This window comes from Paenibacillus sp. J22P15, assembly GCF_056269345.1.
On record NZ_JBWDNT010000014.1, the window covers coordinates 26,544 to 43,403 of the forward strand.

Sequence of the window (16,860 nt, forward strand, 5' to 3'; positions counted from 1 at the left end):
TCCCTTTTCGTTTTTTCATTATTTTTAAGCTAAATGCGCTCATTTGGGCATAAAAAAAACCTCCTTCACGATTTCCGGAGATCTTGTTGTGAACATCCCTAGAGTTCATTGGGGCGATTCCATCGCCTCCAATGTCTCTTTAGCTGACTCTGCGGATGAATACGTATGCTTTGTGGATGGGCGGCGGCAGCGCTTTGCATTAACCCTTCAAAGCGCCTGCCGTAAGTCCGCCCGTGATTTGCCTTTGAAAGATCACATACATGAGAATAACGGGGATCATCGAGATCGCTAATCCTGCAAATAAAGGACCCCACTCCGTCCTGTACTGCATCTCTGCTTGCATAATCGCAATCCCAACAGGGACGGTATATTTCTCGGGATCATTGATCAGAACAGTTGCCATAATATACTCATTCCAGACGGTTAAAGCGTTCATGATGCCTACGGTCACTAGTCCCGGCTTCGATAACGGAAGCATAATACGGAAGAAAATTCCGTAATTCGAGCAGCCATCTATGGTCGCAGCCTCTTCCAGCTCCTTTGGAAGCGTCTTATAGAAGCCCACCAAGAAAAAGATAGCGAATGGGAGAATGCCGATTGTGCCGACCGAATAAACGAGCATTAGGCCAAATAAAGAATTCGACAAATGAAGATCGCTAAGCAGAAAAAATAACGGGATTAATCCAAGCGTTGTCGGAATCATCATCGAGGCGACATACACAAAGAAAAGCGTGCCTCTTCCCCTAAAATTATATCGAGCCAATATGTAAGCCGTTGTCGCGGCCAATACCAATGACACGATCATGCTGCCGACAGTGACCATAATCGAATTGAAGAAATAGTCGCCAAAATGCGCCCGGCTCCATACTTCTGCGTAATTTTTAAAGTGAAACAGCGTTGGTATATCCCACGGCTTCCCCTGCATAACCTGTTTGTTATCCTTCAATGAGGTTAAAAATGTCCAAATGACCGGGTATAGGACTAGCAGCGTCCAGAGCAGAAGCAATAGACGAACTACTGATTTCGATAGGAATAGCAGCGGCTTTTTGGTTGCAAGCTCATTCATTTGTTCACCTCATTACATTTCTATAGTGTCCCGACGAAGAATTCGGCTCAGAATCAAGGTTGTAACTAGCGATAATACTAAGATCAGAACCCCAATGGTTGCCCCATAACTGAGATGATATTGTTTGAAGCCCATTTGATACAAATAATAGCCTAGAACCTGCGTCTGATTATCGGGACCGCCCTCCGTCATTAGCTTGACGATAATGAATGAGCCATTAAGCGTCGTAATCACGATGTGAATAATGGACGTCTTGAATTGCTCCCAAATGAGCGGCAGCGTAATTTTCTTAAACTGCTGCCATTCGTTAGCACCGTCTATGCCTGCCGCTTCATACAAGGAGCTAGGAATGGCAAGAATCGATGCGATGATAAGCAGCATATAAAAGCCAATTCCTGCCCATACGCTTGGCGGCAGCAGCGACCATATAGCAAGATTCGGAGAGCCTAGCCAATTTGTTGATACAGGGTTGTCGGTAAATAAGGAGAGGAACGCATTCAGAAAACCAAGCGTCGGGTTATAAATAAAGCTCCATAATACTCCGATAACGACAACGGATATGATGTTCGGAAAGAAGAAGATGACACGGTACAAGCCATATTCCTTAAGCTTTAACCGCGTTAAGGCAACCGCAAAGAAAGTAGCCAGCAGCATGATTAGGATGACCTTCCAGAAGATGAGGAAATAATCATTTTTGATCGCTGTCGGGATAATCGAATCGGCGAATAGCTCCTTATAATTATCAATTCCGATAAAATTCATCGTTTCCGACCCGCCGGACCAGTCAAAGAAGCTTAAATACAATCCGCGGAGCAGTGGATAGATCGTAAATAATGAAAACAAGGCTAAGGTAGGAAGCAGAAAGCTTGCAATAAACAGCGTTCGGCTTCTTGCGCTCGTATTTTTCTGTTTCTTCGTTATCGAAACCATGATCCTATGCCTCCCTTATGATTTGAAAGAACAATCAGAGGAACATGCGTCCCTCTGATTGTTGGAATGAAGAGAGGTGAAGCTATTAGCGGGCTTTCGCAGCTGCTTTCTCCATCCGATCGATCCACTCATCCGGTGTAATCGTCTTTTGCAGCAAAGCGATCGTTGCATCATTTTGCGCTTGCTCAAGGTCAGCATTTAATTTGAATACCGGTGCTACGATCGTGTCACCGCCGTTGAAATAGTTCATTGCTGTTTTTACCACGTTGCTTGCGCTGGATGATTCCAAATCCGCTTTCACGTTCATGAGAGCGCCTGTAATTTCCGCCCAACGAACTGCTGCTTTTTTCGTGAAGATAAACTCGATGAACGCTTTTGCAGCTTCTGGATTTTTAGCTTTTTTCGCAATCGCGATATTGCTCGTGTATGGAATCGCTACATATTTACCACCTGCATTTTGCATAACCGACGGAATGAATCCGAATGTAAAGCCTTCAGGCGTGTCCTTGCTCATTTCATTTTCCAGCCACAAGCCGTTCGGAATCATAGCATCCTTATGCTGCAAGAACAGCATTTGCGAATCCGTATGATTCATGCCGAAGGAAGCATTGTCAAAGTAGCCTTTATCGCGCATATCAACAAGCTTAGCTAATGTTTTCTTAACGGCATCATTGTTGAAAGAACCTTCTTTAGCCGCTTCCTGATCCTTCAGGATTTGAGGGTTGTCGCCATTCTCGGAAACAAAACCAGAGTTAAGCAAACCGCCAACGATGTAGTAAGGATATTTGCCTGTGTGAATGTAAGGGTTAATGCCTGCTGCTTTAATTTGTTCGCTTGTCGCCAAGAAGCTTTCCCAATCCGTTGGCACCGCCCAGCCCTTCTCTTTGAAGAGAGCAGCGTCGTAGAACGTTCCCCACGAACCGAATACCATTGGAATCGTATAGTTTTTGCCGCCAAAATCTTGAGGACCAGCAATCAAATTGCTGACAAGCGCTTCACCGTCAACATTATTCGCTTGCTTCACCCAATCCGTGATGTCCATCAACTGGTCATCTTGAACCATCTGTGTTTCATTTGATCCCGCACCATCAATGTAGACGACATCCGGCGGATTGCCTTGAATCCAGCGCGGCTTCATTTGCTCATTGATTTGGGAACCAGCAGATTCCTTGATTTTCAGATCTGGGTACTTTTGCTGAAACTCGCCGATAACTTCTTTCCACCATGCATCGCCATATCCGCCGACGAAATATTGAATTTCAAAATCCCCTGAAATTTTCGGCTCCTCTGCAGGCTTCGCAGTCTCTTCAGTCTTCGGAGCATCTGTCGGCTTGTCAGTCGCTTCTGCTGGTTTATTGTTTCCGTTGCCGCCGCAGCCAGATAGAGCTAGCAGCACTAAAAATAGCGCCATACCAAATGTTACTCTTTTTTTGAACTTGTTCCCCATTTCGTGTAATCCTCCTTAAAGTATCGTTCAGGCTTTCTTTGTCAAAATCCTACGAACTCTAGCTGTTTTCATCCAATCTGTTTTTTCATTATATAAGTTGTAAAAGCGTTACCACATGATATCTTTTGTTGTGAAGTTGATGTTTTTTGTCCTAATCTTAATTCCTTATCCCTATTAGAAAAGGGTAGGCCATGTGGCCTACCCTTCGTTCATTATTCTAAAATGATTTTGGCAACGGCTGCGAGATCCTCAATATCGATTTTGTTGTCTTTATTGATATCCGCGCGTTTTGCTTGCTCCCAATCCGGACTAGTTGAATCCTTGCCGTAATGAGCAGCCATGATACCAAGATCGCCTATGCTAACCTTGTCATCGCCATTGATATCTCCAGGTATTACTGTTGCAGCAGGAGTCACTTCGATGCTAATCGACGTTGGAGAAGCATCTGTTTCCGCTCCGAGCTCATCCCCGAGTACAGCGGTCGAGACTTCTATCGTACCCGCAGCCGCTTCGGTCACATCCTTCGCCTTAAAGCTGAGCTCTAGCAATTTCGCATCTCCAGTTACGCCATGATCGGCACCAGTGCTAGCCAATATGAAGCGAATTTTGCCCGGCTCGCTAGTAATCGTTTCTATTATTTGAATACCGTTAATTAAAGATTTTACAGACGCATATTCCATGACAGCAGCATCATATAGCACCGTAATGTCTTGTGCGTATATGCTTTGTGCTACATTTTTCAAGCCTAATTGAATATTGAATGCTTCACCGGATACAGCTGCGCTTGCCCCCGTTAACTCAGTCGAAGCACCCTGCACTTCAATTTTGCCTGAAACGACTTGCGTTTCCAGCTTATTCTCAGCCGCTTGCGTATTCAATGCATTTCCGAAAGCGTTGTAGGCTTTTAGATTCGTTCCAAACGCTGCCTTCAACGTATAAGAGCCTGGCGCAAGCTCAGGGAACTCCGTTTCAAAGATAAATTCGGTGCCCGAGCCATTTTGGCTCGCTAATTGGAAATCGACCGCCTTATCGCCGATTGTACCTTTTAAGCTTTTGTCGCCGCTAAGTATCATAAAATGATTAAATACTGCTTTAATCCGCAGCTTATCGTTTGCCGCATATCCGTCTGGCTTAGGCGCATCAATCGCAATAGCATTTAGCTTAGCTTCAGGACTGCTTACTTGACGCTGCCATTTCAAATATTTTTCATTAAATTTGATAAAGCTCATTTGCTCGCTTCCAGTACCTTCATAGAATAGTCCAATTTCACCATTTGCTAGATTCGCTAGACTCGAATACGCATAATGACCTTCCTTCACCAGCTGCGAATATTTCCAATCGAACTCATATTTTGTTCTGCCATTCGAATGCTTTCCGTTTTCAACGATCAAGCCCGCTTTGACCGTACCGTTAATTCGGCTTGACGAGCTTCCAGGGCTGGCAAAAATAACAGCTTCCTTCCCATCAATTTGTCCGTCATAGCGAATAGCCGTCATTTGACAGTAAGCCGCAGGCAGACCCCGTTCGGTCACAACCTCAGAATCCCATGTTTCACCGCCGTCAAAGCTTGTCGCGATTTGAGCAAAGCCCGAATAATTCCGCATGAACAGCTTCAGCTGGCCATCCGGCATTTCGACAACCTGTGATTCTGTAAGCTCATTGCCTGTAAAAGTTCTTTCATTTAAAGTAACGCCGTTCACAATACGCCCTTCATTAGGCGATTCGCCGCGATGCCAGGTAACGCCATGATCATCGCTATAGATGACTGCGCTTGCTTGCGAGCTATTCTCATTTGTGAAATACACTGGGAAAACAAGTCTTCCTGCTTTATCCCCTTTAGTCAATTGAATGCCAGTTCCCGGTCCTGCTCCAAGGAAAGCCATCCACTCCTCTTTCATCCCTGGATTCAAATCCACCGGACCTTCCCACGTTAGACCCTCATCATCACTGTGCCAAAGCTCAAGATAAGAAGTTCGGATCGGCTTTAATGGCGAAGCAGGCAAGAAAATATGGCTTACCTTTACATTGTTGTTATATAAGTTTCGCTTCTGATCTACCTTGTACGTTGTTTTAACGTTTGAGCTGTCATACACCTCGCCATTTTCTCTAACGGTGTACTCGTTATTGCTTTGATCCTTAAGTAGCAAATATTGCTTTCCATTTACTGTCTTAAAGCCGCTGCCTTTCACTGACGTCGGATACCCTCCGCCATCGGGAAAGCCCAGAACTAGAGAAAAGATTCTTTTCGTTTCACGATCCTGCAGCAATGCCTGATCAATATTGGATGCGTTTCCAGGATAGTCGTTAATGAGAACTCCGTTAGCTTCCCACGTCTTCCCATTGTCCAAGCTTCTTCTTACGAGCATATCAATATTTGCCGGGGAATCGCCGCCATGATTAATCCGTTTGTCGATACCTGCCAGTAACGTCCCGGCTTCCGTTTGCAATAACGCAGGAATGCGGTAAGCGTTAGAACCATAGAGGCCCGGATAAAATACCGAAGTAGGCTCTGTAATCAAGGCACCCTCAGGCAAAGGGTTTTGAACCTGAGTTGTATTCGTTACTCCTGTAATGGCAATCAGCTCCTGGTCGGCAATCGGTTTGCTGTACACCTCTGCAAAATCAATCTCGCCGTTAAATGTGTATTGATTGGAGCCGGCAGCTCTTTCCGTACGCCCCAATTGCGCGCTATTAGGTTCAAAAACATTGCTCATAAACTTTCTTGCCGATGTCGTGTCCGTTTTAACGAGCTTTCCATCAAGGAAATATTTATAGCCCTGATTTTTGTCTACGACCATTGCCACCGTATGAACCTCATTCTGTTTCACGGCAACATCCGCTTTGACATGCGTATTGGATGCTGTCTGACCCGGCGCTTCTAATCGGTTTTCACTGCCAATGGCTGCCGGGGTAATGTAAAGATGAAAATGTCCGTTAGCCTTAGTACTATTGCTAAGCGAGAATAAAGACATAATCGAGGTGCCTGTATAACGAAATCTTACGATAATCGTGCCTTCCTCCAGCCCTTTCAGCGCACTCACTTTATCGTTCAGATTTGTATAGTTATTGTTGTAGATTTGCTGATTTTCGGCACGAAATACTAAGCTTGGATCAGTTGTCTCCAAGGGTTGTTCATTGGCCATTATCGTCGCAGGAAGCATGGTGAACATCAGGATCAATGCAAGAATGGCTGATGCAGCTCTTTTCAATGGATACAGCTCCTTTAAACCATATTTGAGTATCTCCTTACTACAAACTTAAAATCACCGTCCCTTATTCACTTATTTCGCATACCAGATCACTGCCGCCTATCTCTAGCTGCTTCAAATACCAGCTGCCACTTTATTTTATAGACTTTGTAAACATATCTAAATGATGTCTTTTGTTGTCGCTTTGATATTTATTGCTCTCATCTGCATCTCTTCTTTAATAGAAGGGGGAGACGCATGCTAATAGCTCATGCATCTCCCCCTTTTTGAAAATGTTATTCCAGCATTTTTTTAGCGACAGCTGCAAGATCTATGAGATCGATTGTATCATCTCCATTGATGTCAGCATGCTTGATTTGAGCCCAGTCTGGACTAGTTGAATTTTTGCCATAATGTTTAGCAATAATGCCAAGATCCCCGATGCTAACTTTACCGTCGCCGTTAACATCCTCAGAATTCCCTTTCACTTCCGGCGTAACCTCAATCTCCATAGAGGCAAGACCTATTCTCGTCTCGCTTCCCTCTGCATCCCCAAGCTCGGCAGCAGTAATTGCAACGCTTCCTGCAGCAGTTTGGGATGTTTCCTTTGCTTTAAAAACAATATCCAGCACCTTTGCATCACCAGTCACAGCATGACCAGCACCTACACTAGCTAGAATGAGCCGCAGAACGCCGGGCGAGCTGTGCTTCGCTTCCAGCAGCTGAACGCCGTCCTTAACTGCTGCTGCAGATACAAAATCGAATCGATCTGCATCATAGCTGAGCTTGAAATCTTGCGCATAGACGGACTGTGTAACGCTTTTGAGGCCGATGCCTAGAGTGAACGTTTTACCGCTGACTATGGACGTTGGTCCCGTTAGTTCTGTTGTCGGAAGTTCCGCTTCTTCGTCAAATGGGACATACTCGAAGGCGTCAATCATGCCTATCGTATTAGATGAGGCGTTGTTTTTCGTTCCATTCACCACAACTTTTATCGTATGTGTCCCTTTAGACAAACCAACCTTTTGGAATAGAATTTGCTGTTTTGATGTAGCCGGCCCGTAGCCATCAATATTTTCAGCCGCTAATTCACCATCGATATAAACATTAATTAAGCCATGGTTCGCCTGACGGGCGCTTATCAGCTTAATCTCTGTGCCTGCGAACGTAAATTCCGCATAGCTGCCTGCTGTGCTGCTAAACGATTCCGTACCTTTATAATCGCCTGAATCATTGTAAGGCCCCCATGTCCCTGAATACACAATCGATTGGTCGCGATCATCTACTTTGATCGGCAAGATCGGAGGCTTCACATGCGATACGAAGCGGTATTGCTGCCCTGCTTCTGTGCCGAATGATACGACACCGTCTTTCAAGGTATACTTGACTGGTTTATTGTCTCCCACGCGAACGATATCGAAGGAGCCTTGCTGAGCAAAATCTTTATATTTCACTTTTGCCTCATTGCCTTGCTTTGATGTAATTGTCGCTTCCTTAAGCGTTGTGCCTTTCCATGCCATCGCTACCTCAAAGCCGCCCCTTGCGACTAAGCCCTTCACGCTTCCCGTCTCCCAGGCGGAAGGCATAGCCGGCAACAGGTCAATCGTTCCGGTATGGCTTTGCAGCAGCATTTCCGCTATGCCCGATGTCGCGCCAAAGTTTCCGTCAATTTGGAAAGGAGGATGCGTATCAAATAGATTTGGCAAGGTGCTGCCTTTCAACTGCTCGCCAAGCAGCTTATGCGCACGGTCGCCATCTTGCAGACGCGACCATAAATTAATTTTGTTCGCCTTGCTCCAGCCTGTTCCGCCATCGCCGCGAGCATTCAAAGTCACCTTTGCGGCTGCAAATAAATCTGGCGTATCCACTTTATTAATGAGCGTGCCCGGATATAAGCCGATCAAATGCGAGATATGACGGTGCTGGTCGTTTGGATTGTCGATATCGTTTTTCCATTCCTGCACTTGTCCCCAGCTTCCGACCTTCGGCAGCCAAAGCTTGTTCCGCTTCTCGATAGCTTCCGCTCGCAAATTATCATCCACACCTAGAAGCTCGCTTGCTTCAATAAATTGTGTGAACAAGCCCCAGATGAGCTCTTGGTCGTATGACACGCCGATTGCCACATCACCTTGCTCAGGAGAATAGGATGGGGACGACACCAAGCTTCCATCCGAATCCTCTACCAAATATTCCAGCCAAAATTGCGTTGTTTCTTTAATAATGTCATACAACTGGCCTTTTAATAGGTCGATATCGCCGCTGAAAGCATAACGATCCCACACCTGCTGAACCATAAATGCATTAGCTGCTGGCGACCAGCCCCAATAAAAATCAGAGCCTGGAGCAGTATAGCCAAATGGATTGTTAACGGTATGAATGGCCCAGCCCTCTCCTTGAATGCCATGCTGTTTTTTCGCCGTAACACGTCCCGGCTCACGCAGCGAATCAATGTAATCGATATAAGGAATATCCGTCTCTGCTAGGTTAACAACTTCAGATGGCCAATAGTTCATTTGCACATTAATGTTCGTATGATAATCGCTGTTCCAAGGCGGATTGTTCACCTGATTCCACACGCCCTGCAAGTTTGCCGGAAGCGAGCCTTCCCGCGACGATGCAATCAATAGATAGCGCCCATATTGGAAGAAAAGAGCCTCCAGACTTCTTTTCTCGCTCTCTGATGCGTTCGTTTTATATTTATTCAACAGCTCATCGGTAGACATTTCAGGTGTTCCACCGTTTAAATCAAGTGATACACGATCAAACAGCTCCTTGTAATCCGCGAGATGAGATGCGCGCAGCTGCTCATACGTTTTAGCTGCCGCTGCACTCATATTTGCTTCAACCTTCGCCTTAGGCGTTATATCACTCTTGTAGGTTGGGAAGTTATTTGCGTAATCCGTAGCGGCAGTTAGCAATATAGTGACTGCATTTGCCCCGTCTACTTTAATTTTTCCTCCGCTTGCGGTAACCGTTCCGCCCTCGTTTTTCACTTTAAGCTGAGCTTCATAGCCCATCTTATTGCTAGGCACCAACCCTTTCAAAACTAAGGTGTCATTCCCTGAAGCCGCAACGGAATTGGACGGCTGCGCGCCTGTTACGCGCACGTCAAAGCTGAGCGGATGGTTCCCTTCCGTCGTCAGCCTCATAACCATCACCTTGTCCGGATAGCTCAGAAAATACTCTCGCTTATACTGCACATCATTTTGCTTGTAGGAGACGCTTGCCGTTGCGTTCTGAATATCCAGCTCACGGCGGTAATCAGCTACATTGTTTGGTACTCCTACCCCGTCGTTCATCTTAAGCTCTGACATTTGAATTTGCGTTCCGCCCTTGCTTACAAGATCAAATTTATAGTACACATAAGGCTGACTATTCGTAAACGTGTACGATTTCGTTTGCTTGCGGCTTGCAAATTCTTCATTGGTCCTTGTATCCAGTACCGTCCATTGCACGCCGTCATTAGAGCCTTTTAGCGTCCAGTTTTTCGGGTCGCGATTGACTACATCATTCGCTGATGTAAATGAATAACTAGCAATCACCTTCGCCTCGCTGTACTGCCATTGAATCCAAAATGGCGGCTGGCCGTCACCGGAATACCATTTCGTATCGACGGACCCATCCGTAAGCTTCTCAATCCCTTCGCCGTAAGCCGGATTTGACGAGCTGGCCGTTACAGTAAAGGTCGATTGCTTATTGAAGTCCAGAAACACATCACCAAATGCCTGATAAGCTCCGAAGGATGAATCATTAGCGCCCATGTTGCCCGTAATGCGGCCGACCAGCGCTTTGGCCTCATTTATTTTCCCTTCCTTCAGCAAAGTTCGAATCGTCTCCACATGCGTTTGAGCGCCTTCTTTTATCCCGTATTGATAATTCGGGTCCGCACCGGGACCGCCGCTCCACAACGTCTTTTCATTAAATTGAATGCGCTCCTGATCAACGCCTCCAAAAACCATTCCACCCATATGTCCGTTGCCGATCGGCAGCGCCTGCGTCTCCCAGCTAGTAGCCGGCTGGCGGTACCAGAGCGACAGATCGTTCTCCGAGGGCGAGGCTACTACCGCTCGTGCAGCGGCATCCGCAGAAACCTTCATTCCCAGCCCGCCCGATGTCGGTACGATATAGCTTGCAATAATGGAATAAGTCATCATTACCGATAATAAAAGTGCTGTTTTGGCGGCTATCCTATTTATTCCAATACTCATTTCATTAAATCCCCTCTCATGAGTCATATAGGGACTACCGTTTCACGGATAGCCCCGTTTGGATTTTGTTGAATCAAAGCCACTTACTCCAAAATTTTTGTTGCAATAGCTGCAAGATCCTCAATGCCGATCTTGCCGTCGCCATTGATATCCGCGCGCTTAGCCTGCGCCCAATCTGGACTTGTCGAATCCTTGCCATAATGAACCGCTGCGATACTCAGATCGCCGATGCTCACTTTACCATCTCCATTCACATCCGGGTTAGACGGAAGGTTGATCGGAGCAATATCAATGGTAAGGGAAGCTTGCGCAGCATTTGTTTCTATGCCCTCTGGATCGCTTACAATTGCTTGCGTTGTATCGATTTTCCCTGAAACTGGCTGCTCGGTTGCTCTCGCCCGCCAAGTCATCTCGATGATTGCACCATCCGAACGAATCGCATGCTCTGCCCCTTCGCTGACCACGATCAACCGTAACTGTCCAGAGGTTCCTGACACGGTTTCGATCAATTTAACATGTTCCAGCTTGGAGTCTGCCTTAACGAATTCGAATTTGTCGGCATCATAACGAACGATGATGTCCTGCGCTTGCACCGGAGCCGTAACATGCTGCAAGCCTAAATCAACCGTAAAGGTTTGCTGCGATTGCACCGCTTCCGGTCCGTTTAGCTTCATGCTCAATGGCTGCGGCGTTCCATCATCCTCGATGCTAAAATTAATGTTATAAACGGTTGTTTTCTTGCCATCCTCCGATTTCACAATCACCTTCGCGGTAGACGGAGCCGAAACAACCGGCACGATCGTAACACTTGAATTCCCCTCACCGTTTGCCGTAATTTGCGGAATGTCAGATCCGTTGCTAATAAGGACGCTGTATTCATAATTTCCGCTAGTCTGCACAAACCCGTCAATTATGCTTTTTCCGTCTAGCTGAATATCGGAAACGCTCGGCTCGCTATTTTCCGCTGGGCGCTTCGATACGACTTTCAGCTCGGTAATGGCTAAGCTTTTACCTGTCTGAGCGGTCATATTCACCCTCAACGCCGACGTCTTCACGCGATCAAAGGTGTAGTTGTTCGCTTTGTTCAATGATGGCGTCGAAGGCTCGCTCCTTAAATGAGTAACGTCCACCCAGCTGTCGCCGGATTTATATTGGATCTTGAAGCTAGCCGGATAAGATGTGCCGCTATCTGCGAACCAATGAATCTCCATGTTGTCTACATCGTATTCGGTAGGCTCGAAGTCACCAAAGGTAATCGATACCCAGTCGCCGGAACGCGGTACGCTTTGCCAGTTCGTCCAACGATTATGCGGCTCTGCCGAGTAAGAGATGACATCATCGTTAATCGCTTCGATTCGGTCAAACGATCCAGGCCCTCTGTTCGTGAAAGAAGCTTCTGCCTTCGGGTATTCGTAACCATTTTTCGCTCTGCTAATATTTTGCTGCTCACCAACTTGGTCGGTTACTCTAATACTCGCCTTCGCTTGAAGCTCAATGCCTTCTACATGGCCTGCAAGCTTAAAGATTCCAATCGTTTCTAAGCTGCCTGGCAAAATATCCGCCCAATCAACCGCCATCTGCTCTGTCGTGCCGTCACTGAAATAGACGGTTAACGTTTCGGGCAAATTAGGTTTTTGGCTGCGCAATACCGCTTTGGAAACTTGCTCGACAGCAACAGCTCCCTTGACGATGACCTTGGCCTGAGCCTTAATATTCGTCCCTGCAACGCTGCCCAGCACGCCAAACTCGCCTAGCTTCGCGTATTGAGATGGAGCAATATTCCCCCATATAACGTTGACATTTTGAGGGAGTCCCGTTTTAAAATGAGCGACAACCGTTTCAGGAAGAACAGGTGCGATGCCCCGATCTACGATAACCGTAACGGGCTCCAAGCTCTCAATTACTTTCTCTGCCGTATTTTTAGCGATCGTAATCAACAGCTCCGGCGTCGTTACTGTAGAGCCCTTGTACGTTGCAGTTGCCGTAACTCTTACCTCTCCTTCATGAAGCGCATAGAGCTTGCCATTTTCAATCTTGACAATATTAGGGTCAAAAGCAAACGTTGGATTTAATCCGGTTAAATCAACCTCCTCTCCATTTTCAAGCAGCCCGCTAACCTTCAAGTCAATCACATCGTCCGCAATAATAGCGGTTTTCTCTACTTCCAGCTTTGCAGAAATCAGCTTAGCCTCTTCCATCCGTGTACGCATGACATATTCGGAGCTTACAAGTCCGTTCTCCGAGGTTACGTAAATTTTAGCTATTCCAGGGAAAGAAAGTGCTGGCAGTATCGTTACTGTCGCATGATCCGCACCAACAGCTTCCACTACCGGTAGCTCACTTCCATAAGGCAAAGCAAGCTCATAATCATGCTTCGCGGCACTAAAGTCCGCTAAAGCTTTGCCATTGACGGTAATCCCGCTAAGATTAGCAGTCGCACCCATCGCAATCTGATCCGCATAAATTTCAACCTCCGTAAGCGCCACATACTTGCCGGCTTGCGAAGGAGTCATATGAAATTTCAGCTTGCTCGTCGTTACGGAATCAAATCGGATCACGTTCTTCTGAACGACATAAGGCGATGGGTTCGTTTGATTGTTCACATCTGCCCATGCCGTGCCATTCCAATATTCCACCTTTACCGTACCGGGCACTACCGTCCCGGAATCCGTAAATACGAACAAATCTAATTCGTTTACAGAGTAGGCCTTCCCAAAATCGACCGTAATAGAATCGCCCTCATTACGGGGTGTTCGGGTCCAATTGGTCCAACGATTTACTGGATTTTCGTTATAGCTCTTAATTCCGTCGTTAATATGAGCTAAATTATCGGACGGATTCGTGAAAGTGGCCTCGAGCTGCGGAAATAACGAGCCTTCCTTGCGCAGCATTATATTTGCCTGCTGGCTTTCGCTCGTCACTCTAATCACCGCTTTTGCACGAATGTCCGTTTCGCTTACATTTCCCTCAACGATAAAGCTGCCCGCCTGATTTACTTTGTCTGCAGGTATAGCATCCCAGTTGACAGGAACATTCTTCACGGAATCATCGCTGTAGAGCAAGCTGACTTGAGATGGCAACTCAGGAAGCACGCCAACTTTTGTCACAATTGCAACGGGCTTTACAGCAACAATGCCCATAACTGTCACATTAGCGACTGCTTTTTCCGTAATGCCTTCCACCGTACCTTCAATCGCAAACTTACCGATTTTAGCGTAAAGGGATGGATCAACCGCTGCCCAACTCACTTTTTTGGCGGAGACCGATGAATCGCTGTAATAAACTTTGACCGTTGCTGGCAATACAGGTTGTTCATTCAGGCCAGTAGTCACATGAATTCCTTCGATTCCAGCCACCTTCAGTTGATCGTCCTCAGGGATCGGCACAGTAAACACCGTAGTGGAAGCTCCGAGAAGTCCAGAGGAAGCGGCGGTCAATGTGATTTCGCCTGCCTGCTTATCCGATTGGATAATAGCCAATGCTTTGCCGCTGAACGCCTTCCGTTTATTGTCCTTAAATCTCTCGATGCTGGCCGCATTGCCATTGTCTACACCTGCTAGCTTGCCGCCTCCTGATAAGGTGAAGTTTACGAGATTGTCAGCGGTAGGCACGATGATCCCTTTGCTGTCAACAACATCTACCGTTATGAAGGACAAATCACTGCCGTCCGCCGTGATCACATGCCGATCAGCTGTCAGCTTCAAGGCAGCCGGAGCACCCGCAGTTACAACTTTATCTCTTGCAATAATCTTGCCCGCTTCATCTTTGGCAACCGCTTCCAATGTACCCGATTGGAAAGGCACCGCCCACTCCAAATACGTCTTTCCTTCCGCAGTTTCTTTATAAGGGGCTCCCCATGAGGTGGTCTTGTTCACATAGCTTCGCTCACCCAGCGATTTGCCATTAAGCAGCAGCTCTACCTTATAAGCGTTTGAGTAAGCTAGTACCCGAACCGTTTGCCCTTCTGTCCAATTCCAATGAGGGAGAAGATGTACCATTGGCTCTGCCTTCCACTGACTTTGGTAATAGTAGAAAATATCTTTCGGAAATCCAGCCGTATCCACCGCGCCGAAATAAGAGCTTTTGGCCGGAAATGCGTTGTAATAAGGTGTCGGCTCGCCGATATAGTCAAATCCTGTCCATATAAACTGTCCGGCGATATGCTTCAAATCTCTATCCCATTTCCAAGCATCCTCCGCCGTACGTCCCCAGCCCACATAATCGTTGTCATAGGAGGATTGCTGCATATCCGCATATTTCGTGCTCTGATTATAAGCGTACGGATGTGTATATACGCCTCTCGAGCGTGTTGCAGACGAGGTTTCAGCGCCATAAATTTTCCAGCTTGGATTTTGCGCATGATAGCCCGCATAATTATTTTCGCTATAGTTCAACCCTACAACATCCACTATATTGAAAATTTCCTTGACGAAGCTATTAATCGGCGTGACATTAACCTTGTCGCCCCTAGTCTTGTCTTCACCGATCGTCGTTGGCCGCGTCGTATCTACCTCTTTCACCCATCGAACGAGATTGCGGGCAATCGTCACTCCGTTAGCGTTGGTCGTATCGTAAATCTCGTTTCCTAAAGACCACATGATGATAGACGGCTCATTCTTTCCTCTATCTACCATTTCCTTAACGTCATGCTCTGCCCATGAAGAAAAAAATCTACTGTAGTCATACGTCTTCTTCGACTGATTCCAAGCGTCAAAAGCTTCCTCGATCACAAGCAGCCCCAATTGGTTGGCAGCTTCCAGCAGCTCAGGCGAGGCTGGGTTATGAGTAACCCTAATGGCGTTCACACCCATATCCTTCATGATTTGCATTTGCCTCTCTACGGCGCGAGCATTCGTTGCGGCTCCAAGAGCACCAAGATCATGATGCATAGATGCGCCATGCAGCTTCATGTATTTTCCGTTTAAAGAAAAGCCTTCATTGTTATCGAGCTTAAAATATCTGGCGCCAAAGCGAGTTTGATACGTATCTACAAGCTGTCCATCTACGAAAACTTCGGATTGCAGCGTGTACCTGTATGGGTTATCGATGCTCCACAGCGTCGGATGCTCAATGACCGCCTTATCCTCGAAGAGAGTAACCTTGCCGCTTGCAGCTGTTGCTGGGTTCGATTCGACTGTTGAGACCGCCGTCCCATCAGCTGCATAAATCGTTGATTTTACCTTTACCTGTGCCGGCTTGCCGGAATCATTGTTAACTTTTGTCTGAATCTTTACATCTGCTCTGCCCTCGGCGTAGTCAGCTTCTAAATTTGGCGTAGTGACGAAGGTGCCATATCTAGCCACATGAACGGGGTTCGTAACGGTTAAATATACATTTCTGTAAATCCCGCTGCCCGAATACCAACGGCTGCTTGGCTGGGTGTTATTCACCTTCACCGCAATTACATTCTCTCTGCCATCCGTGTACAGTTTATCGGTAATATCGTAGGAAAAAGCATTATAGCCATAAGGGTATGTACCTATCAGCTGCCCGTTCAAATAAGTAGTGCTGTTCATATACACGCCGTCAAAATCAATCGAAATACGCTTTCCTTCCATTGATGATGGGATTGTAAAGGCTTTGCGGTACCAACCGATTCCGCCGTCCAGAAATCCCCCTTCATGGGTCGCGGGCGAATTCGCGTTGAAATCAAGCTCGATGCTCCAGTCGTGAGGTAAATTAAGCTGCCGCCACGAAGAATCATCAAAGCCCGGTGCCTGTGCGCCTACGATACTGCCGCTTGTTTCTCTTTGAAAAAGCCAGTCGTCATTAAAGTTCATTCGCCGTTCTGACTCGAAGTCAGTGCTGCTGTCGGTGCTATCAACTACTGGTAGAACCGTCATTGAAGAATCTCCCGCTGCCTGGGCAAAAGCCGGAAGCGTAAAGCTGGTAACTAGCATAGTTGTCATCAAGCAAAAAGCTATCCCTTTTTGTAACCATCGATTAGGTCTCATATGATTTCCTCTCCAATTCAAATAATAGGGAGAGGGGAAGAACTGCGCTGCGCAGCTTTCCCCCCTA

The 16,860-nt window shown here is 46.7% G+C and carries 6 protein-coding genes; all 6 read right to left on the reverse strand.

All coding sequences use genetic code 11. From position 1 onward, the window contains the following. Positions 1-199: 199 nt before the first annotated feature. The 6 genes from AC0YN6_RS22340 to AC0YN6_RS22365 all read right to left on the reverse strand — a co-directional run bounded on the left by AC0YN6_RS22340 (position 200) and on the right by AC0YN6_RS22365 (position 16,793). Positions 200-1,066, reverse strand: coding sequence for a carbohydrate ABC transporter permease (locus tag AC0YN6_RS22340; protein ID WP_475749595.1), 867 nt, complete (start codon positions 1,064-1,066; stop codon positions 200-202). A 12-nt stretch (positions 1,067-1,078) separates the two neighbouring features. Next, entirely contained in the window at positions 1,079-1,996 is a 918-nt protein-coding gene (locus AC0YN6_RS22345; protein ID WP_475749596.1) for a carbohydrate ABC transporter permease, read from the reverse strand. An 85-nt stretch (positions 1,997-2,081) separates the two neighbouring features. Next, positions 2,082-3,443 (reverse strand): extracellular solute-binding protein, encoded by a 1,362-nt coding sequence (locus AC0YN6_RS22350; protein WP_475749597.1) that lies wholly within the window; start codon positions 3,441-3,443, stop codon positions 2,082-2,084. Between the two features lie 212 nt (positions 3,444-3,655). Then, positions 3,656-6,652 (reverse strand): sialidase domain-containing protein, encoded by a 2,997-nt coding sequence (locus tag AC0YN6_RS22355; protein ID WP_475749598.1) that lies wholly within the window; start codon positions 6,650-6,652, stop codon positions 3,656-3,658. Positions 6,653-6,927: 275 nt separating this feature from the next. Then, entirely contained in the window at positions 6,928-10,839 is a 3,912-nt protein-coding gene (locus AC0YN6_RS22360; protein ID WP_475749599.1) for a glycosyl hydrolase family 95 catalytic domain-containing protein, read from the reverse strand. A gap of 83 nt (positions 10,840-10,922) precedes the next feature. Next, positions 10,923-16,793: an Ig-like domain-containing protein gene (locus AC0YN6_RS22365; protein WP_475749600.1), complete on the reverse strand. Its 5,871-nt coding sequence runs from the start codon at positions 16,791-16,793 to the stop codon at positions 10,923-10,925. Positions 16,794-16,860: the final 67 nt, after the last annotated feature.